General features: G+C 47.5%; 14 protein-coding genes. 8 read left to right on the top strand and 6 right to left on the bottom strand.

Annotated elements, in window-relative coordinates:
- Nucleotides 1–2: 2 nt before the first annotated feature.
- The 3 genes from OL444_RS25195 (at nt 3) to OL444_RS25185 (ending at nt 5,536) form a co-directional block, all read left to right on the top strand.
- The gene (locus OL444_RS25195) at nt 3–3,617 is read left to right on the top strand and encodes a T9SS type B sorting domain-containing protein (RefSeq protein ID WP_264728984.1); all 3,615 of its coding nucleotides are present in this window, start codon (nt 3–5) and stop codon (nt 3,615–3,617) included.
- A gap of 74 nt (nt 3,618–3,691) precedes the next feature.
- The gene (locus tag OL444_RS25190; RefSeq protein WP_264728986.1) at nt 3,692–4,480 is read left to right on the top strand and encodes a helix-turn-helix transcriptional regulator; all 789 of its coding nucleotides are present in this window, start codon (nt 3,692–3,694) and stop codon (nt 4,478–4,480) included.
- Nucleotides 4,481–4,549: 69 nt separating this feature from the next.
- The gene (locus tag OL444_RS25185; RefSeq protein ID WP_264728988.1) at nt 4,550–5,536 is read left to right on the top strand and encodes a S41 family peptidase; all 987 of its coding nucleotides are present in this window, start codon (nt 4,550–4,552) and stop codon (nt 5,534–5,536) included.
- A 34-nt stretch (nt 5,537–5,570) separates the two neighbouring features.
- Here OL444_RS25185 and scpC read toward each other — a convergent pair whose 3' ends face one another.
- Nucleotides 5,571–7,073: a succinyl-CoA:acetate CoA-transferase ScpC gene (gene scpC / locus OL444_RS25180; protein ID WP_264728991.1), complete on the bottom strand. Its 1,503-nt coding sequence runs from the start codon at nt 7,071–7,073 to the stop codon at nt 5,571–5,573.
- 193 nt (nt 7,074–7,266) lie between these two features.
- On the opposite strand from scpC, the gene OL444_RS25175 reads away from it, so the two are divergent.
- From OL444_RS25175 to OL444_RS25165, 3 genes are all read left to right on the top strand, one after another.
- The gene (locus OL444_RS25175; RefSeq protein WP_264728993.1) at nt 7,267–7,683 is read left to right on the top strand and encodes a hypothetical protein; all 417 of its coding nucleotides are present in this window, start codon (nt 7,267–7,269) and stop codon (nt 7,681–7,683) included.
- 109 nt (nt 7,684–7,792) lie between these two features.
- Nucleotides 7,793–9,220 carry a DNA/RNA non-specific endonuclease gene (locus tag OL444_RS25170; RefSeq protein WP_264728994.1) on the top strand — a complete coding sequence of 476 codons (1,428 nt, stop codon included), beginning with the start codon at nt 7,793–7,795 and terminating at the stop codon, nt 9,218–9,220.
- A 285-nt stretch (nt 9,221–9,505) separates the two neighbouring features.
- Complete coding sequence (locus tag OL444_RS25165; RefSeq protein WP_307735001.1) at nt 9,506–10,420, top strand: glycosyltransferase family 2 protein; 915 nt, start codon at nt 9,506–9,508, stop codon at nt 10,418–10,420.
- A gap of 108 nt (nt 10,421–10,528) precedes the next feature.
- On the opposite strand, the gene OL444_RS25160 is transcribed toward OL444_RS25165, so the two are convergent.
- The 3 genes from OL444_RS25160 to OL444_RS25150 all read right to left on the bottom strand — a co-directional run bounded on the left by OL444_RS25160 (nt 10,529) and on the right by OL444_RS25150 (nt 15,631).
- Nucleotides 10,529–12,379 (bottom strand): ABC transporter ATP-binding protein, encoded by a 1,851-nt coding sequence (locus tag OL444_RS25160; protein ID WP_264728996.1) that lies wholly within the window; start codon nt 12,377–12,379, stop codon nt 10,529–10,531.
- 474 nt (nt 12,380–12,853) lie between these two features.
- Nucleotides 12,854–13,768: a UbiA family prenyltransferase gene (locus OL444_RS25155; RefSeq protein ID WP_264728997.1), complete on the bottom strand. Its 915-nt coding sequence runs from the start codon at nt 13,766–13,768 to the stop codon at nt 12,854–12,856.
- Between the two features lie 87 nt (nt 13,769–13,855).
- Nucleotides 13,856–15,631, bottom strand: a complete 1,776-nt coding sequence (locus OL444_RS25150) for an ATP-binding protein (RefSeq protein ID WP_264728998.1) — start codon at nt 15,629–15,631, stop codon at nt 13,856–13,858.
- Nucleotides 15,632–15,762: 131 nt separating this feature from the next.
- Between OL444_RS25150 and OL444_RS25145 the strand changes: the two genes are divergently transcribed.
- The gene (locus tag OL444_RS25145; protein WP_264728999.1) at nt 15,763–16,164 is read left to right on the top strand and encodes an Hpt domain-containing protein; all 402 of its coding nucleotides are present in this window, start codon (nt 15,763–15,765) and stop codon (nt 16,162–16,164) included.
- A gap of 67 nt (nt 16,165–16,231) precedes the next feature.
- On the opposite strand, the gene OL444_RS25140 is transcribed toward OL444_RS25145, so the two are convergent.
- The gene (locus OL444_RS25140) at nt 16,232–17,542 is read right to left on the bottom strand and encodes a hypothetical protein (protein ID WP_264729000.1); all 1,311 of its coding nucleotides are present in this window, start codon (nt 17,540–17,542) and stop codon (nt 16,232–16,234) included.
- 48 nt (nt 17,543–17,590) lie between these two features.
- Complete coding sequence (locus OL444_RS25135) at nt 17,591–19,141, bottom strand: sulfatase family protein (protein WP_264729003.1); 1,551 nt, start codon at nt 19,139–19,141, stop codon at nt 17,591–17,593.
- 247 nt (nt 19,142–19,388) lie between these two features.
- On the opposite strand from OL444_RS25135, the gene OL444_RS25130 reads away from it, so the two are divergent.
- The gene (locus OL444_RS25130; protein ID WP_264729005.1) at nt 19,389–19,643 is read left to right on the top strand and encodes a hypothetical protein; all 255 of its coding nucleotides are present in this window, start codon (nt 19,389–19,391) and stop codon (nt 19,641–19,643) included.
- Nucleotides 19,644–19,712 lie beyond the last annotated feature (69 nt).

Here is a 19,712-nt window from a genome sequence, read left to right as displayed (position 1 = left end):
CGATGCACGAGCCTGTTCTGAGTAAAGCAAACCTACTGCTATTTCTATGCCTGCTGTTTTCGTTTTTTGCCAACGCACAGGAAGGGGGACCGTTGACGGTACGTCCCTGTGGTGCCGATGCATTCCGGCAGGTCTGGCGAAAAGATGCCGCCTTTCTGCAACGGGAAGAAGCCATCAACAAAACCATCCTACAGCAATATTATCAAAAGGCGCCGGGGGCTGCTGCTGCACCTGCTGCCGTGGTATTGCCCGTGGTTTTTCATATCATCAACGAAGACCCTGCGGCCTTTCCCGATCCGGACGTACTGAAAGCCTTACAGCGGATGAACGAAGCCTTTGGAGCTACCGGTGCTTTCACCGGCGGTCGTACGGATACCCGGATACAGTTTTGCTTGGCGAAAACAGCACCGGATGGCAGTAAAACAACGGGTATTGTACGTACGCACTCCTACCTGTCTGATTTTGACGTCGACATGGAAGGCAGTGCACTGACAGCCCTGGGTAAATGGGATGGCAGTCGTTATATCAACATATGGGTCGTTACAGATATTAAGTCGGAATATATGCAGGGTTTCGAGTGTGGCAAGTGGTCGCGAATGAAAATGGGCGGTTATGCCAGCGCCGGCGGCGACATTGTCGTAGCCGGATTGGATGTCGGGTTGCTGGCGCATGAAATGGGACACTACCTGAGCCTGGCCCACACCTTTGCGGCGGGAGACTGTAAGAATGACGATTGCCTTACTGATGGCGATATGGTCTGTGATACGCCACCGGAGAAAACCATTGCCGGCGGTTACGCCTGCAATGTGCCACAGAATTCCTGCAGTACCGATACCCTTTCCGGATTCACCATCGATGTGCCCGATCTGCCGGACAATATTATGGATTACGGCCAGGGTCTTGGCTGTATTCTCTCCTTTACGGCTGGTCAGGCACAACGGATGCATCACTTTATCACGACGGGACTATCAGTTATGCTAACGGGTACCGTGTGTCAGGAACCCTGTACGGGTAATATCACGGCGGCCTTTTCCCAAAGCAAGGATTATCCGGTAGTGGGAGATGTGGTGACTTTTTCCAGCACCGGCGCCGGAGAAGATACTTACGAGTGGCTGGTAGACGATGTGCCGAAAGGAACAGGGCACGACCTGGTGCTGTCGGTTACCCAACAAAAAAATTATCGTATCACCCTGCGTGTAACCAATACTGTTAGTAACTGCCATGCGGCTGCCTATAATGTATTGTCTGTTACCTGCGGCGTGGTAGCCCGCTTTTATCCGGATAAAAGAAAAATTGCTTCCAGACAAGGGATTGAACTCGACAGTGTGAAATTCACCAACCGGTCACGCAACGCTACTGCCTGGAGTTGGTTGATCAGTAGCAGTGGTATGGCGGAACAGGTAGTAAGTACCCAGGCGCAGCTCACCTATGTGTTTAAGCAACCCGGTATCTATAAAGTACGTTTAGCCGCTACAGATGGCCATTGCCACGATACCACCCAGCCCGTAAATATCATTGTGGACGATCCCGTGGCCGATGGTGCGGTATACGTAACGCGGGTAGAGTGTTTCGAGCAGGATAAAGTGCGTATTTCCCTGTACTTCCATAACTTCGGATACCATACCATTCCCAAAGGCACACCGGTATCTTTCTATGATGCCGATCCGCGCAAGGGAAATGCCAATAAGCTCGGGCAGCCCTGGCTGCTGCCGGCAGACCTGTTGGGTAAGTGTTCCAGCATCTTGTATACCACCACAGCTACAGTAGGCCGCGCCAATCTCGATACCCTGGTAACGGTATTCTGTGATGCCGGTAATGTACAGCCGTTCGTATTACCCAACACGCCGCTGGAGGAAAGTAATTATAACAACAATATCGACATCCGGCGTAACTTTAAATTTGAAGTACACCTGCAGCCGGCAGACTACACACTACAACCGCAGGACAAACTGGTCTTGAAACCCGCTGTTACCAACGGTCAGCTGCAAACGGCCGTATGGGCAGCCTCTCCTTTCCTGGATTGTACCGCCTGTATCAATACCACCTTCACAGCGCCATACAGAAAAGATACCGTGACTACCCAGCTGGTAACCGGTTATTCACAGCTGGGCTGTTATGATACGGCTACCGCGAAGATACATGTGCCGGTAGTAGATGATTATAAGGTTACCCTGCAACAGATAGAATGTGCGAAAGGAGATAACCTGCATGTAGGTTTTTCTATCTGCAACGGATATACGAAAGGAAATATCCCGGCCCGGTTAACAGTAGATTTTTATGACAGAAATCCGGTAGATCCGGCCGCCGTATTGCTCAATAGCGGATTTATGACGCCTGCGCAAAGCAGTAATGCCTGTGCGGACTACGGCACTACCATTAAAGCCACTGCTACCGGCGATGTATTTGCCATCGTCAACAAACGGGGTGGGCAGCACCCGCCGGAAACCGGACTGAATGAAACAGATGCGGCCAATAATACGTCGATTAAGCGCTATCAGGCGGCTGCATTGACTGTTTATCCAAGAGATACCACCGTTTTCCGGAAAGCTCTTTTTCCGGCATATTATCACCTGACTGGTTTTACGCCTAAAACAATTAAATGGCAAAACGACGACGCCTATACGCTCAGTTGCTATCAGTGCCCGGCGCCGCGGGCGGCCATGCGCAATAGTGCGGTTATTGGCGTACAACTTACCAACCCATATGGCTGCGAGTTAAAAGACCAGCAGTTGGTAAAGATTTATCCACCTGATTTTACGATGGATATTACGGACATCAGTTGCTACGATAATAACCATGTACTGGTGAAATTCAGAATCTGCACTGCCAACGGGTACGATAGTATTCCGGAGAAACTCCCGGTTACTTTCTATGATGGCATTCCAGGTAAAAGTAATGCCGTGCCAATGGAATACCGCTACTATACACCGGTAACGGCCGGTGAATGCCGCGAGTTTACGCACATCTTATCCATGCCGCGTCAGCAGCAGATAGGGGCTGTGATAAACCAGGGAACGACCAATGTCAGATTACCGGAAACGAATTATAAAAACAATGAGGCTACAGCAAACTATACACCTTTCTCCGTGACACTGAACCAGTCTTTGATAACGTTGCCGCGCCCCGCTGCCACCCGGTTGTTTGCGCGGGTAGCGGGTAGTAATGCTGCTACCTATACATGGACGCCACAAAGCGGGTTATCCTGTATTACCTGTCCTTCGCCGGTAGCTGCGGCTACCTCTTCTATGCAGTATACTGTGACGGCAGCCAATGAATATTACTGTACAGATACTGCTTCGGTTTATATCCAAACATTTATCAGCGAACTGGTAGCCATGCCGAATGCCTTTACACCCAACGGCGACGGGCAGAATGATGTGTTCTACATCATAGGCCGGCAGGACATCAGTATGGTAAAAGACTTCACCATTTTTAACCGCTCCGGTAACCGGGTATTTGAAGTACACAATACCGTGGCCAACGACCGGCGCTTTGGCTGGAACGGACAGATAAATGGTGTACCTGCCCCGATAGGTACCTATGTATATTTTGCCAGCATTGCCCTCACGGATGGAAGTGTGCGATTGATTAAGGGAACCGTAACGGTTGTGCGATAGTGTATTTGTTGGTGGGAAAAGCCAATCATTACTTATCTTAACAGCATCAATCGTACTACGGAAAAATAAGGTATATGCGTGCATTGGAAGGAGGTACCTACCTGGGAACGACGGCACGGTCTTTTCAGGCGGGCGGTATTATCATCAGCCAGACCCATTACCGGGAAAAGGTGTATGAAGGCTGGCATTGCCACGAACATCATCATGTATCCCTATTGCTGAAAGGCGGTAATACCGAACACCGGAAAGGCACATCCACTGTGGTGGGTGCAGGTGATGTTATTTACTACCGTAGCGGCGAGGTACATCGGAATGTAGATACCAGCCATCCTTCCGGAAACCTCAACCTGGAAATAACCAGTGCATTTCTGGAAAAATATGACTTGCATTTTGACACGCTGGAGAAATTTCCGGCGCAGGTACACCGGTTGAAATTTGCATTATTGCAGATTTACCGGGCATGCAGCGAAGGATACACCAACCCGGAGCTGGCCATACAGGATTATCTGTTACCTGTTTTCAGTACGCCTGTAGTACGGCATACAACAGAACCGGCCTGGGTCATCCGTTTGCGGGAACTGATGCACGACCGCTGGAATGAAACGTTGCTGCTCGACGAAATGTCGGTTATCACCGGTGTACATCCCGTCACTATTTCCAGGTATTTTCCCCATTATTTTCATTGTTCCCTGAGTGAATACCAGCGGCGTATAAAGATAGCGCAGGCATTGATCCTGGTGCGGGAAACACCGCTTTCGCTGACAGCGATTGCGCACCATTGCGGGTTCTTTGACCAAAGCCATTTTATCCGTACGTTTAAAGCCTGTACCGGCTGGCTGCCCCGTCAGTTCCGGGAATTATAGACCACGCTAATTTTATGCTATTTCCGGGTAGCTATCCATCGGATCTTTGCAGGCATAAACGTATTCGTTATGTTGTTCCGCAGTTATGTTTTCATTTGTTTTTTGTTGCTGGTGTCCACGGTGAAAGCGCAGTTGCCGCAGGCTGAAGTGCGTGCTGCCGTGGATACTGCCGCCGCACAGATCCGGCGTTATTATGTATTCGCTGATAAGGGCGAAAATATAGCCCGTCACCTGGAATCCCGATACCGGCAAGGGGCATTCCGGCAGGTAGCCAGCTGGCCTGCTTTTGCCACCCTGTGTTCCGGTATCCTGCGCAGGTATAGTGGCGATGGTCATTTGTATGTGCGCTATAGTCCGGAGAAGGTTAAAAACCTGCGGGACACGGCCGCTACCCGTCAGGATGATTTCTTTTATGGCGCTGATGCCGCCTTACGCAATTATGGTATCCGGGAAGTGGCGGTAACCGGAGATAATACCGGTTACCTGCGGTTGTCTGAGATCAATATTTCCCGGTTAAGTATGCCGGTTTTACAGGCTGCCATGTCAGTGGTGGCCCGTACCCGGGCCTTGATTATTGACCTGCGTCATAATGGAGGTGGCGGCAGCGATACCGGGGCGGTAATAGAAAGCTATTTTTTACCGGACCGTTTGCCCTTACTCACTTTCCATGCCCGTTCCGGGCGGGTGGAAACAGATAGTACGCAGGTTTCGCTGGCCGGCCATGTTTACCGGCAGCCTGTTTTTATATTGGTAGACCGTAAAACCGCATCTGCAGCAGAGGCTTTCGCTTTTGTGATGCAGGCGCATCATCGTGCCGTGATTGTTGGAGAGGTGAGTGCAGGGGCGGCTAATATGAATGAGTTTTATCCGGTGAATACCGGCGTCTTTATATCGGTGTCGGTAGGTGCACCTGTTTTGCCGGGTACTACCCGTTCCTGGGAGTCGGTGGGCGTAAAGCCGGATATCGTAACAGCGCCGGATAAAGCCCGGCAGATAGCGGAGCAGCTGGCCATTAAACAGGTATCCGGGATAAAAAAGAAAACCGGCCCCCAGTGAAGGGCCGGCATCTATTCATCACTCTTTCAACACACTAAAGAGGAACAGTTCTAAGCATGGTTCCGTTGTCTTTGAATCTGGTGTGCCAGCTAAGGGCTTCCTGCAGCCGGTGTGGCGTATGACCTCCTGTTTTGCAGGCGTTGGAAAAATAGTCATTCAATTCATCACGATAGCTGGCATGTGCACAATTAGCTATGATCAGTTTAGCCCGTTCTCTGGGCGCGAGGCCACGCAGATCGGCTAAACCATTTTCCGTTACGATAATGTCTACATCGTGTTCTGTATTATCTATATGTGAAGCCATGGGTACGATGTGTGAGATCGCTCCGGCTTTGGAGGATGACTGTGTAACAAAAATGCTCAGGTAAGCATTGCGGGCAAAATCATTGGAGCCACCGATACCATTCATCATGTGGGTACCACCGATATGCGTGGAGTTTACATTGCCGTAGATATCGCATTCGATAGCTGTATTGATGCTGATCACACCGAGGCGGCGAATGACCTCTGCGGCATTGCTGATATCTTGCGGCCGCAGTACAATATGCGGTTTGTATTTCTCAAAATTGTTGAATACACGGTGGTAGCAGGCTTCCGATACCGTGATAGAAGAGGCAGATCCCAACAGGAGTTTGCCGGCATCTATGAGGCTGAAAGTGCTGTCCTGCATTACTTCCGAATACATGGTCAGATCATGGAAATTTCCATCGATAAAACCTTCCATCACGGCATTGGCTACCTTCCCGATACCTGACTGCAATGGGCGCAGGCGATGGGTCAGCCGGCCAAGGCGGATTTCTCTTTCAAAGAATGTCAGCAGGTGTCCGGCAATCGCGCGGGTTTTATCATCGCGTTCATTGATCTGGGCCGGACTGTCCGTCGTTTCCGTGAGTACGATACCGGCAATTTTTTCCGGATCTATTTTAATCGCGTGACTGCCGATGCGGGTGCCGGCGTCGGTGACCGGAATGATCTGCCGGTTGGGCCAGTTGCCAGCCATGAATATATCGTGGATACCGTGCAGGGAAACAGGAACAGACATATTGATTTCCACAATGATTTTATCGGCTGCCGCGGCAAAGGCAGGGGAGTTCCCCACCGAAGTCGTAGGTACGATGCTGCCGTCTTCTTCCAGCATCAGTGCTTCAATCACAGCGATGTCTACTTTGGGTATGACCTTTTCGTGAATCAGTTCTGCGCTTTCCCCCAGGTGCTGATCAATAAACAATACTTCTCCGTCGTTGATGCTTTGGCGTAGTATCGGATCTACCTGGAAAGGCATTCTTTTTTTCAGTACGTGTGCAGTAGTTAAAATCCCATCTGTGCCGTGTCCGAGGGAGGCCCCGGTGAGGAGTGTGATCTGAAGCGGATCTTCCTGTGCCCGGGCGGCCAGGGCTTTCAGTACTGCTTTGCTGTCGCCTGCTTTGGTGAAGCCGCTGGAGGCCACCACCATCTGGTCCCGGAACAGGGCCGCAGCCTGGGTGGCCGTGATAATCCTGCTTTGCAGTTCCGCTCTTTTGATTCTTTCGTTATACATACTGGTATATGATGCGTGGAAATGACAATCGCGTGTTGTGATTTATGGGTACAATATTACAACATACCCGGGTGGCCGATTTGTGTATGTGCGTCAAAAATTTGTTTGATCCGGCCAATGTAGGAATGAGAACAAAATGGTATATTTAAGAAGAGTCATGATTCCTTGATGTTTACTTAAAACCACTCCATTTATGGCAAAAAAGTTCATGTTGTTATTGTTCGGTGTATGTTTTTTGAGTTTTTCCATGCAGGCGCAGGGTATCCTGGACCAGGCCAAAAAAGTAACCGGCAGCACCCAAAATCCTTTATCCAATTCCGGTGGGATCGCCAATGCTATCCTGGGGCAATTAACCCCTGCTTTGGGATTAAACAACACCCAGCAACCTAAGTTATTGAATCTGGTCAGCGGGTTCCTGAAACAGAAAGCTGGCATACTGCCATTGCAGCAGACTAACCCTGCCGGCTATACGTCGAAATTGGGCGGTTTACAAAAAGGTTTGTTTGGCAAGATTAAAACTTTGCTGACCGTTGCGCAGTACACCAAGTTTTTAGGATTGAAACCGGCAACCAATGATGCCGGTAATGTATTGTCGCAGCTCTTTTATTAGGGAACTGCATTTGCGCTGCAGTAGCAGCAGGTGATTGAAAATAAGTACGCGTAAGCTGATTTTTTCAATACCTGCTGCTGCATAAAAATTAATATCTTCGCGGCCGACTATGCCAAAGAAGAAAACGAAGAATAATAAGCGCACACAGAATAATAGTTTAGCCGTTATCGTTATCCTGATCATTGCTACATTTGCTGTTACTACCTGTTCCCGGAAAATTGCCGGTCTTGAAGAAAAAACACCTGCAAAAAAATCATCCCGCAAAAAAAATAATAAGCCGCCTGCCGCTAAAAACCTGTTGCTTGAAAACTTTGAAAAAGGTTCCAAAACAAATTACAATACCGGTAGTGAAGATTTTTCCAGTGGCTCCTGGGAATTAAAGAATGCTGTTACCGGTACTACAGAAGAAGATCATAAGGTGGGTAAACAGGCCCTCCGGCTCCGGGATAATGGCAGTGCAGCCATGAACTTTGATGTGGCTGTAAAAGGCATTGTTACGGTTACCCTGAAATATGCCTTGTATAGCAACGACAAGGAAGGTAGCTGGGAACTATGGGCATCGGTCAATAAGGGACAGCGATATACCCGGGTAGGCAATACCGTTAGTGTTACTGCCAACACGTTGCGTACCGCTACGTTCACGGTCAGCAGTCCGCAGACGATCCGTTTTGAAATCCGTAAAACAGATAAAACCGGTAGCCGCTTAAATGTGGATGCCTTTACCGTTACTGCCGGTGGCCGGTTATCTCCGGAAACACCTGCGTCTGACGGGCACCCGGCAACGGGAGACGATAGTCATCTCTTGCTGGGCAACCCCAGTGATGCTACGCCCGCTGTGGTGATGACCGGCAATTACCTGATGGATAAAGGCTACTTTGTATTATCCTATAACCGCGATAAAGGCACGCCTAACTGGGTTAGCTGGCATGTATCCAGTAAAGACCTGGGCAGCATGTCGCGCGCCAATGATTTCCGGCCGGATGCAGATCTGCCGGGCAGCTGGTATCAGGTAACACAGTCCAGTTATATCGGCAGCGGATTTGACCGGGGACATAATTGTCCTTCCGGAGATCGTACGGCTACCCGCGATGCCAATGAAGCTACTTTCCTGATGACGAATATGATTCCGCAGGCGCCTAACCATAACCAGCATTTATGGAAAAATCTGGAAGACTATACCCGCGACCTGGTGAGGGAAGGCAATGAAGTATATGTGATCATGGGGAGTTATGGCGCCGGAGGTACCGGTAGTAAAGGGTTGGCAAGAAAAATTGATAATGGCCGTATTCAGGTGCCCGATCATATCTGGAAAGTATTGGTGATTTTACCAGCCGGAAATAATGACCTGCAGCGTATTAATAAAAATACACGCATTATTGCTGTGAATACACCGAATAAAAATGATGTAAATCCCCGATGGACAGCCTACCTGACGTCTATTGCAGAAATTGAGGAAGCCACAGGCTATAAATTGTTGGATAAAGTACCAGCTAATGTACGCCAGGAGCTAATCCGAAAAATAGATGATGGTCAGTAAAAAAAGGGCAATTAATCAGGCAATAAAATTTATTATGGCATTGTTATAATATGTTATAAATTGCATAAAATTGTTATGTTTGTGGTAGCCCTGGCTGCGGCAAATGAAAGTACGTACCAAAAAAAATTGCTTTTATCGAAACTGATCAAATTGGCATAATTTTACGGAATAATTTTATGTACTGAAGAATGTATGTGTAACTTATTCTATCCTTGAAACGTTAGCATACAGGAAAAAACCTGAAAGCAATTATAACTGACCAATTTAGTAGTGCTATGAACCTGCATGTTCCTTAGTTATATCCATGTATACTGCTGTTATTGCATCATCAACCGCAATGGCACTATACGGGTTAAAGCAAGACTGTTCGGATTTTCAATAATAAATAATAATAGACTTAATAATATGGGTGATAGAATGTCGGTGGCCTTACTTGTGACAACATACAATTGGCCGGAAGCTTTAAAACTTGTGTTGGATAGCGTTTTGAAACAAAACGTGCTGCCGGACGAGGTTATTATAGCGGACGATGGTTCAGGCGATTCAACAAAAGCAGTAATAGATGCTTTTAAGAAAAAGGCGCCGATGCCTGTTAAACATTTCTGGCATCCTGATGAAGGCTTCCGGAAAACTATTATCATCAACCAGGCCATCACAGGAACAGCATCTGATTATATTATTCAGATTGATGGCGACATCGTATTGCATGAGCTCTTTATAAAAGACCACATCAGTGAGGCGGAAAAAGGTTTTTACATCCGGGGCAGCCGCGTGTTGCTACCAGAAGATAAAACAGCCCGTTTCCTGCGTAGTGGCATTTTTGGAAGGGTTGCCACCTTTGGAAGAGGGGTGAGGAACCGGTTCAATTCTCTTCGTATTCCGGTGCTGGCTCCACTACTGATTAAGAAGAGCAAGCGCTCCCGTAATCTCATTGGTTGCAACTGTGCTTTCTGGAAAGCCGACTTTTTGAAAGTAAACGGTTATAACAATGAATTAAAAGGATGGGGACACGAAGATATTGAACTGGCCGCCCGTTTCATCAACTCCGGCTTAAGCCAGAAAAAAGTGAAACTGAAAGCAGTTTGTTATCACCTGCATCATCCGTTTAATGATCGTGTACATGAGAATATTAACTACCGGGTATACCTGGATACGCTCAAACACGGCATCACCTACTGCACGAATGGTTATTATCATTAAGCGGGTGTTACCAAGACAATTATTGATTTTGAAGTAATAAAATCTGATACAAACAAGAAAGCCGGCTGCATTTGCAGCCGGCTTTCTTGTTTGTATCAATAGCGGATATTATCCGATGACTTCGCTGGGAACGGTTTCGTTGGAACTGAAAGTCTGCATTTCAATCAGCTTGCGATAGATACCATTGGCATTCAGCAGTTCCTGGTGGGTACCCTGTTCTGCTATCTGGCCGTTATCCAGTACAATGATCTGGTCTGCGTTCTGAATAGTACTCAGCCTGTGTGCAATCACCAGGGAGGTACGGTTCTTCATCAGGTTATTCAGCGCTTCCTGTACCATTTTTTCAGATTCAGTATCCAATGCGGAGGTAGCTTCATCCAGCAACATGATGGGCGGATTGGCCAGCACAGCACGGGCAATACAGATACGTTGCCGTTGGCCGCCGGAGAGCTTGGAACCTTTATCACCGATATTGGTAGCATAACCATCCGTTGTATTGAGAATAAATTCATGTGCATTGGCAATCCGTGCAGCTGCTTCTACTTCTTCAGCGGTGGCATTGAGATTACCGAAAGCAATATTATTAAAGATAGAGTCATTGAAGAGAATGGATTCCTGGTTGACAATACCCATCAAGGTACGCAGGGATTCCATGGTCACCGACCTGATGTCTTTACCATCAATCAGGATGTTACCTGATTTTACATCGATGAAACGGGGCACGAGATCCATGAGGGTAGATTTACCACCACCGGAAGGCCCTACCAGCGCGATTGTTTTCCCTTTGGGTACGGTAAAGCTGATATTACGTAATACCTCTTTCTGCTCATAGGCGAATGTTACATTTTCAAACCGGATCGCCTCTTTGAATTCCGTCAGTGCGGTAGCATCCGGCGCATCGTTGATCTGGCATTTCATATCTATCATTTCCAGTACACGTTCGCCTGCCGCAATACCGGAGTGGATACCGCTGAAAGAAGCAGAGATAGCCTTTGCAGGCCGCATAACCTGGGAGAAGAGGGCGATATAGGCGATGAAGCTGGCAGCATCCATATCTCCTTTATGTTCCAGTACCAGGGAGCCACCAAACAATACGATACCTGCTACCATGATTACGCCCAATGTTTCAGAAACGGGCGACGCCATCTGCTGTTTTTTAGACATGCTGCGGATGATCTTGGAGTAATGTACGTTCTGTCTGTGGAAACGGTTGGTAATAAATTTTACCGCATTGAATGCCTTAATGATTTTGATACCATGTAAAGCTTCATCCAGGTAACTGATCATCATACCATAGGCAACGTGGGAAGCCATGGCCTGCTCTTTCAGCTTTCTTACAATCTTGGAAATCAGAAATCCGGCTATCGGTATAATCAGCATAGATGCCAGGGTGAGCTTATAGGAGATGATGAACAGGAATACGAGGTAAGCAATGATGGTAACCGGTTCTTTGAACAACACCTGTAAGGTACCGGTAACAGAGTATTGTACTACCTGTACATCAGAAGCTACCTTGGAAAGAATATCCCCTTTTCTTTCATTGCTGAAATAGCCGAGGTGCATATCCATTACGCTGTCGAATACAGATTTACGCAGGTTCAGCAGGGTGTGGATACGCAGACTTTCCATAATACGGTCTGCGAAGTAGCGGAAAATATTACTGAGCAACACGGAGATCACAATGGTTACACACACAAATTTCAGTGTGGCCATTGGCCCGTACATTACTTTGGTATAGCTGGTGTAGTGTTTGAAAACGGCAAATACATCGAAGTAGCTGGATGGCATGGGTGAAATCACCTGTTGGGTGTTTTCATCAAACAGCGTGGTGAGCAAAGGCGCTACCAGTGCCAGGTTCAACGTACTGAATATAACGGAGAAGATGGTGCAAATAATATAAGGGATCGCATATCTGTTGATGGGCCGGGCAAATGATAAGAGTCGGAAGTATGTCTTCATATATCTGTTAAAATGACTGTCGATTAAGTGATAAATGTGGTGCATAAAAAAAACCGCATCGGATGGGATGCAGTTCCTTAAGTTTTAATCTTCTTTTATCAACAACTTAAAGACAAATTCTTTTCAAACACCGCTTTTATGTCTGCAGATCACAGCAATCCTGCAACCAGAGAGCAAAAATAGACCTTTTGTCTTAATTGTCAAAAGTTTAGCACCAGTGCGGGAAAAATAAAGGAGCACAACGGCGACCGAACGGTGTTGCCACGATATTTCAGGCTTTTTTCATCACTATCTTCCGAAGAAAAAAAACGATAACAACATCTTTTCTTGTCGGGGATACCGATGTCCTCCGGCCGGATGTTGGCGACGGGAAGCGTACTGTCTTTTATCTTTTATGTGGCTGATTACAGGCAAAAGATTCCCTTACCGGGCGGTGGCCCGGTAGGTATAAGATAAAGGAGGCTCACCTCGTTGCTACAAAAAGCAGATCACCGGTACGCCGGCACAGAATAAGGCCACGTACAGGTGATAGGTTTTATTATCCGCCGAAGGGGTCTTGTAACGGACCACCCGGATGGAAATACACCAATGAATAGCAATTTGTAGCAAGAGGATGATCATGGCGCCTTCCCGGCTGAAGATCTGCTGGGGCGAGAGCTGCGTGAGCATAGCCCCCAAAAACAGCGCGGGAGAGAAGACCAGGAAGTTGATGAAAAGCAGCATCCTGGCCTTTTTGTCGCCGAAAGTAATGGGAAGGGTTCTCCTGCCCATTTTCCGGTCGCCCTGTTCATCGCGCATATCCTGCAGCGGCAAGGCAATGCCGGCCCAGACGCTGATCAGCGCCATGTAGCCCAGCACCTGCACGCTGGCAGGTGTATCCGGCGCTGCAATACCCCATTGCACGTTCAACAGGATGAAGGTGCCGAAAGTCATACCCAGCACGTTTTTGGTAAACCAGTGATTACTCCATCCATAGGTATTGAGGAGATAAGTCACTGCCACCCAGGCCAGGGAATACCAGAAGATATGCAGCCGCCAGGCTACCAGCAGGTAGACGACGGTGTATACCACAATCCTGATCCAGGTGGCTTTTACGGTTACAAGGCCCGTGGGTAGGGGGCGATAGGGTTTGTTGATCCGGTCTTCTTCTACGCCGTTTACCTGATTGGATAAACAAAAAGTGTAGATGTACAGGGCGGCATAGCCGAGAGAATAGCCTAACCGGGCAGGAAACTCATTCCAGGACTGGTTGCTGTAGCACCAGGCTGTCATAAAGGCGATTAAAGACGGACAGATGGTGTCCCAGATGTCGTTGTCGATGAAGCGCCAAAGGATAATGAATTCCCTGCAAATAGTAGCCGGGAGGCCAGATTTGCATAAAGATGGCATGTCACATGAAAGCTAGTTCCTGTAATATAGTACGAAACCGGGCTTAGTGACCCTTTCCAGGGGGAAAACCGGAAAAATTACCGCAGTCTATCGGTCGAGATGTCGGGTTAAAACGCTGTTCAATTCATTAAAATCGATGGGCTTAATCACAAAATCATTGGCGCCGGCAGCCATATATAATTCCCTGGATTCGCTGAATCCGTCGCCGGAGGTAAATACAACAGGGATATTGGCAATTTCGGCATCTTCCCGGATCAGGTGCAGGGTTTCAATACCACCCATTTCCGGCATATGCGTATCCAGGATGATGATATCCGGTTTTTCGGTTTTGGCCATTCTCAGACCTTCCACCCCGTTTTCTGCCTGGATAAAGTAATTGCCATCCAGGTATTTCCGGACTACATCCCGGCAGGTGATTTCATCATCTATAATGAGGATTCTTTTGTTTTTTATTTCCCGGGCAGAAGGTGGCAATATGGGTTTATCCTGGGTGTACCGCTCTTTCAGCAATTCACTGAAACGAACCGTGAAGGTGGTATTTTCTTCTTCCATACTTTGTATGGAGATGATCCCGTTTAACTGTTCCACCAGTTTCCGGGTAATATATAATCCCAGGCCGGTGCCTTCTGTAAATCCGTCTTTGCCGGTTACAAAAGGCTGGAAGATTTCTTCCTGCATCTCTTTGCTGATTGGTTTGCCGGCATTGGTGACCTGCAGGTATAAATCATCCTGGATGCGGAAAACGGCAACGGTTACACGGGAATGAGATGGCGCGAACTTAATGGCATTCGACAACAGGTTATGCAGGATCTGTGTGCACTTCATTTTGTCGGAAATGATCATAGACGGGATATTCAGCCGGTCCATCTTCAATTCTGTCAGTATACTTCTTTCCTGACAGGCATGTTCGTGTATTTTCAGAATATCGCGGAGCCAGATGGTCAGGTGGAAAGGACCTTTTTTAACTTCATCCAGTTTACCCTGGTCAATGGCGGATAACTCCAGAATGTTATTCAGTACCCGCCGGCTATGGTTGGAGGAGGAAATAATACAATCTACCAACTCCTGTAGCTCCTGTAATTCCGGTCTTTCTTCCAGTAGTTCGGGCGTAAAATATTTCTCCGTTTTTCTTTCCAGTAACTGGGCATTGCCAAAAACGGCATTCAGCGGCGTACGTATTTCATGGCTGACTTCCTGCAAAAAAATCCGTTTATAGAGATTGGCCATTCTCAGAGAATTGAACAGGTGATCATTCTCGCGGATGAGCGCTGTAATCACATAGGTGATCAACAGGATAACACCTCCCTGGCAAAACCAACGGAAAATAAACCGGTTGCTGTCGCTGAGTGGCAGCGGAATAATCACTTTAAAGTAGTTGTTGGCTTCAATAACAGCCAGCAGTATAAAGGCAGCGGAAAAGCCAATCGCCCGGATACGGATATCCTTGTAGAGCAGACAGGAACCGAAACCCAGACATACAATCAAAAATACCGACACCAGTTCCAGTGGCAACACAATCCCAAACAGGGAGCCAAAATAGATGGCGGAAAAAGCATGTACCAGCAACATGGCCGTATTGGCCAATGTGTGTTGTTGTTTTTTATTCAGATACAGAATGCCATAGAAACAGGAGCCTTCAATGATGACGCCCGTCAATAGCATGCGGGAATGAATGAGATAATAGAAGTAAAGTCCAATCGCAAATACCATTGTGCCGGTGAGCAAGGCCAGGGAATTGATTAGCAGAATACTTCTTTTTTTTGCAGGGTCGGTAACAGCTGCTGTGCCGGTGTTAATCAGTCGTTGTATAAAGCCCGGGATATAGGATCTTTGCCTGCCGATTACATGGTTAAGATACTTCATAACGCAATCGCTGAATTTAAGGATATGTATTGTCTGCTATCGTTGTTTTTATTTCGGGGGTAATATACTACCTTTATCCGTGATAATCCTTTTCAGGTTTCTTTCCTCAAAGTACCTATTAATTTGCTGATATGGAAACTGTAAATATCACACCATTCCAATTTATACATAAAGACCTGGATATTACATATTTGCATGTACTGTATGATCGTCAACCAGATTATGCCTATGACATGTTTGAAATCTTCCTGACACAGACAGACCGGCGACTGGAAATGCTGAAAACAGCTATCGAACAAATCGACTGGCCGCAGATATTTTTACAGGTACATCAGGTACGTACGTATATCTGTGCCGTTGGACTGACCAAATCTGCAGGTATTGCCGCCGAACTGGAATTGAACTGTAAGAACAAAGAACAGGAAGCGGTCAGCCGCCTGTTTGATGAACTGAGTGGTGATATTGCCAGATACAGAGGCGCGGTACAGGAAGAGTTTCATCGGCTCGAAGCTTATATCAGCCAGCATTTCTAATCCTTTGTACTTATCTTTTCGCACTATTTAAAATTCCGGCGCAACACTGACGGTAACCGCGAAGTGGTTACCGGTTGAATGTTTTGTATATAAACAGGGAAGTATCCACCTTGTTTTTATGCAATAGTGCATTCAATGCCCGTATACCTGCTTTGAACCGGGCTTCACTGATACCACTGCTTTCCCTTCCGGCGAAATAAAAGTAAAAAGTTTTACGCAGCCGGATCTGACTGAGCATGATATTCATGCCTGGCATACTACGGTCAATGGCATATTGCAGGTTGCTTGTGTCTTTGATATTAATACCCCAGCATACATCAAATACACGGTAGGTGGTGGTGTCATTGTTGCGGGGATAGTTGGGTTTGATATGCTGATTGGGATCGTAGGCGCGTACCAGCAACTGTTGTTCCGAACTGTCGGGCGCACCGGTGAATCCTGCCCTCATCCGGGTAACCACAGTGTCGCCGCCAACCAGGTAGGTGAATATCGGCATGGAATCCGGATTGGCCAGGAATGCTTCCATATCCATGTTGGCCTGTGAATGCTCAAACAGGGATATCCCGAGCGGGTTATCATCATTAATCTGCGGAGCGAGTGCCAACGATGCAGCGGTATCGTTGGTATACAGAAATGCGGCGCCTTCTGTTTTGAGTTTTTCGGCTAATACGGCGCGTACCCGCTCCTTATTGATCTGGTACATTTTCTCAGAAGAGGTCCTTAATCCCCGGAACTGGTCTCTCCTGGCCTCTATTACGCAGGCGCGTATGACAGACAAGGCCGCGATTAACAATCCCAGAGAGATCAAAACAGCGGGTTGGTTTACCCATTGAGAGAATTTATTTACCGGTACCCCTCCTGTACTGGTAGGGGTAGGAGCAGGAGTTTTGGAAACGCTGCCGCCACCGGGTATGCTGGTGGTGGTTTGTTGGGAGGAAGACAACTGTAACTGCAACTGCAGGATGAAGGCCGTTAGATCGGCGAGATCAGTGGCAGTAGGCGGGATGGCACTTTTGCTGCTGTTCAACCCCCAGACATGTGATTTACCATTGCGGAGCCGGACTTTCAACGATGGCGGAATGCCATACCAGGGAGCCGACGTTTTTACAATATCTGCCAGCATGATTTCTCCGTACAGGGCCGATTGCAGCCGGTCGGCAGACAGGGTAATACTTTCCGCCCGGTGTATCCACCGCAACATGAAGATGATGCCCGCCAGCATAGCGGTTACGCTGATCACGATTACCCAGACTTCCGGCAGTTTCAATGACAAGCCGGTAAATAACAGGGCCATTCCCCCGAATACGATTCCCAATGTGCTCCACAGCGTTCTTGTATGAGAGACAACCGTGAATTGATAACTATGTGTAACAGCCATACGATGTATAATGCCAGATAAAAGATGAAATAATACTATCCCGGTAATCTATTTACCCGCCCTGGTTTCATTGGTTTCCAGGATACGGAGGGCGGCGGTGTCCTGGTATTGTACCATGAGTTTTTTCAGTTCCTGTTTTAGCGAGATGGTCAGCTGTTCGGTGCCTTTGGTACCATAGATATTGCTGACCTGCTGCGGATCTTTTTTCAGGTCATATAATTCCCAGGCATGGGTAGGCCCATAAAAATAGACGAGGGTATGTTGTTCCGTACGAATACCGAAATGCGGATATACATGATGCGGCTCCGGAAATTCATAATAATGGTAATAGGCTGCTTTCCGCCAGGCTACCTTTTTTCCACCGGTTTGCAGTAAAGGAAGGAATGACGTGCCTTGTATATCTGCCGGTACTTTTACCCCCGCTATCTGCAGGAAGGTAGGCGCCCAATCGATGTTCAGCATCAGTTGATTTACCTGTGTACCCGGTTTTACCACGCCGGGATATTTTATCATAAACGGTGTACGTAAGGATTCTTCATACATAAAGCGTTTATCGAACCAGCCATGTTCTCCCAGGTAAAATCCCTGGTCGGATGCATATACTACCACGGTATTTTCCGCCAGGCCATTTTTATCGAGATAGTCGAGTAGCTGCCCGATGTTGCGATCCAGCGACCGGGCGGTGGCCAGGTAGTCTTTCAGGTACCGTTGGTATTTCCATTCCAGTAGCGCAGCTCCGCTGAGGTGTAATGAATCAAAGGAGCGGCTGACCTGTTGTTCGTAGTAAGCCGTATATGCCTGGCGCTGCGCTGGGGTGAAACGGCCATAGATCCCTTTGTCGTAGTTCGCATGTACTTTCAGGTCTTCCTTCAGGCGCATGGTTTTGGCAATGGTCATATCCTGATCCTGTGCCGCTACCCGGTTTTTATAATCGTCGTGGAAGTTGGGTGGTAAAGGAAATGTCTGGTTGTCGTAGGCGCCGAGGTCGGGCAGATCCGGCAGCCATTCCCGGTGGGTCGCTTTTTCGCCAACTACCAGGAAAAAAGGTTTGCTGGTATCCCGTTGTTGCAGCCAGCCGGTAGATAACTGCGTGATGAGATTCGTTACATAACCTTCCATCACGGTGGTATCCTGCGGACTGATGATTTCAGGGTTAAAGTATTGGCCCTGGTTGTTGAGAATACGCCAGTAGTCAAATCCCTGTGGCAGGCTGCCGAGGTGCCACTTGCCGATCCAGGCGGTCTGGTAGCCATTTTGCTGTAGTATACGGGGAAACAACGGTTGCTGCACATCAAATTTCCGCTCGTTCAACGTATACCCGTTTACGTGGCTGTATTTTCCGGTGAGCAGGGTAGCCCGGCTGGGACCGCAGATAGAATTGGTGACCAGGGCCTGTTTAAACAAGGCGCCTTGCCGGGCAATACGATCTATATTGGGCGTTTGGGCCAGCTTGCTGCCGTAGGCGCTGATCGACTGCCATGCGTGGTCATCGGAGAAAATAAAAATAATATTGGGTCGTTTTTGCTGTCCGTATCCTGGTGTGGTTAACAGGAGCAGCAGGCTGCCTATGGCTGTGAAATATCGGATGATGTGTTGCATTTTCAGCTTGTGATAATGTCTGCAATGGGTAAAGTATAAGGCCAAGATAAAATAATCCGGAATGATTTTATAGTATTCTTTGTGAGAGGCGATAGAAAAAGGTACGCCGTTAGGGGGGCTGATGATATTATTTGCCGCGCTGATAGTATTTTGTGTTACTTTGACGTATAGGCGTGAGGGTACTGGCTAGCAATATATATGGTGATGAGATAAGAAGAATAGTATAGGAATAATAAAAGAATTTTGTATGATGGAATATTGGAAGTTTGATGGGATGAAATTTGAAGAAGAAAATTATATACAGTACTATGAATTTGAGAATGAATACGTGCGTAGACAGATTAATGTAAATTTTTTCAGAAAAGGAATTTCTTATCTGGAGATTCAAAAGCGCGAAGATTGGGCGGAAATGTTTGATCAACCACTAACTGATTTTTATCGTGTATCCATGGAACGTCTTACTGCTGATGAATTTGAAGTATTGTGGAGGAATAAGCCGTAAATTATTTATCATGCTTGAATGTGCCGATAAAAGGTGTTGGTCATTTTAAACCATTACTTCATAAAACGT

Origin of the sequence: Chitinophaga nivalis (genome assembly GCF_025989125.1) — a bacterium.
Lineage (GTDB): Bacteria > Bacteroidota > Bacteroidia > Chitinophagales > Chitinophagaceae > Chitinophaga > Chitinophaga nivalis.
This window is presented reverse-complemented; position numbering and strand designations above follow the sequence as displayed.

Excerpts from the sequence above, each read along its gene's own strand:
- OL444_RS25195 (WP_264728984.1), top strand. The coding sequence starts at position 3 with ATGCACGAGCCTGTTCTGAGTAAAGCAAACCTACTGCTATTTCTATGC.
- OL444_RS25190 (WP_264728986.1), top strand. The coding sequence starts at position 3,692 with ATGCGTGCATTGGAAGGAGGTACCTACCTGGGAACGACGGCACGGTCT.
- OL444_RS25185 (WP_264728988.1), top strand. The coding sequence starts at position 4,550 with ATGTTGTTCCGCAGTTATGTTTTCATTTGTTTTTTGTTGCTGGTGTCC.
- scpC (WP_264728991.1), bottom strand. The coding sequence starts at position 7,073 with ATGTATAACGAAAGAATCAAAAGAGCGGAACTGCAAAGCAGGATTATC.
- OL444_RS25175 (WP_264728993.1), top strand. The coding sequence starts at position 7,267 with ATGGCAAAAAAGTTCATGTTGTTATTGTTCGGTGTATGTTTTTTGAGT.
- OL444_RS25170 (WP_264728994.1), top strand. The coding sequence starts at position 7,793 with ATGCCAAAGAAGAAAACGAAGAATAATAAGCGCACACAGAATAATAGT.
- OL444_RS25165 (WP_307735001.1), top strand. The coding sequence starts at position 9,506 with ATGTTCCTTAGTTATATCCATGTATACTGCTGTTATTGCATCATCAAC.
- OL444_RS25160 (WP_264728996.1), bottom strand. The coding sequence starts at position 12,379 with ATGAAGACATACTTCCGACTCTTATCATTTGCCCGGCCCATCAACAGA.
- OL444_RS25155 (WP_264728997.1), bottom strand. The coding sequence starts at position 13,768 with ATGCCATCTTTATGCAAATCTGGCCTCCCGGCTACTATTTGCAGGGAA.
- OL444_RS25150 (WP_264728998.1), bottom strand. The coding sequence starts at position 15,631 with ATGAAGTATCTTAACCATGTAATCGGCAGGCAAAGATCCTATATCCCG.
- OL444_RS25145 (WP_264728999.1), top strand. The coding sequence starts at position 15,763 with ATGGAAACTGTAAATATCACACCATTCCAATTTATACATAAAGACCTG.
- OL444_RS25140 (WP_264729000.1), bottom strand. The coding sequence starts at position 17,542 with ATGGCTGTTACACATAGTTATCAATTCACGGTTGTCTCTCATACAAGA.
- OL444_RS25135 (WP_264729003.1), bottom strand. The coding sequence starts at position 19,141 with ATGCAACACATCATCCGATATTTCACAGCCATAGGCAGCCTGCTGCTC.
- OL444_RS25130 (WP_264729005.1), top strand. The coding sequence starts at position 19,389 with ATGATGGAATATTGGAAGTTTGATGGGATGAAATTTGAAGAAGAAAAT.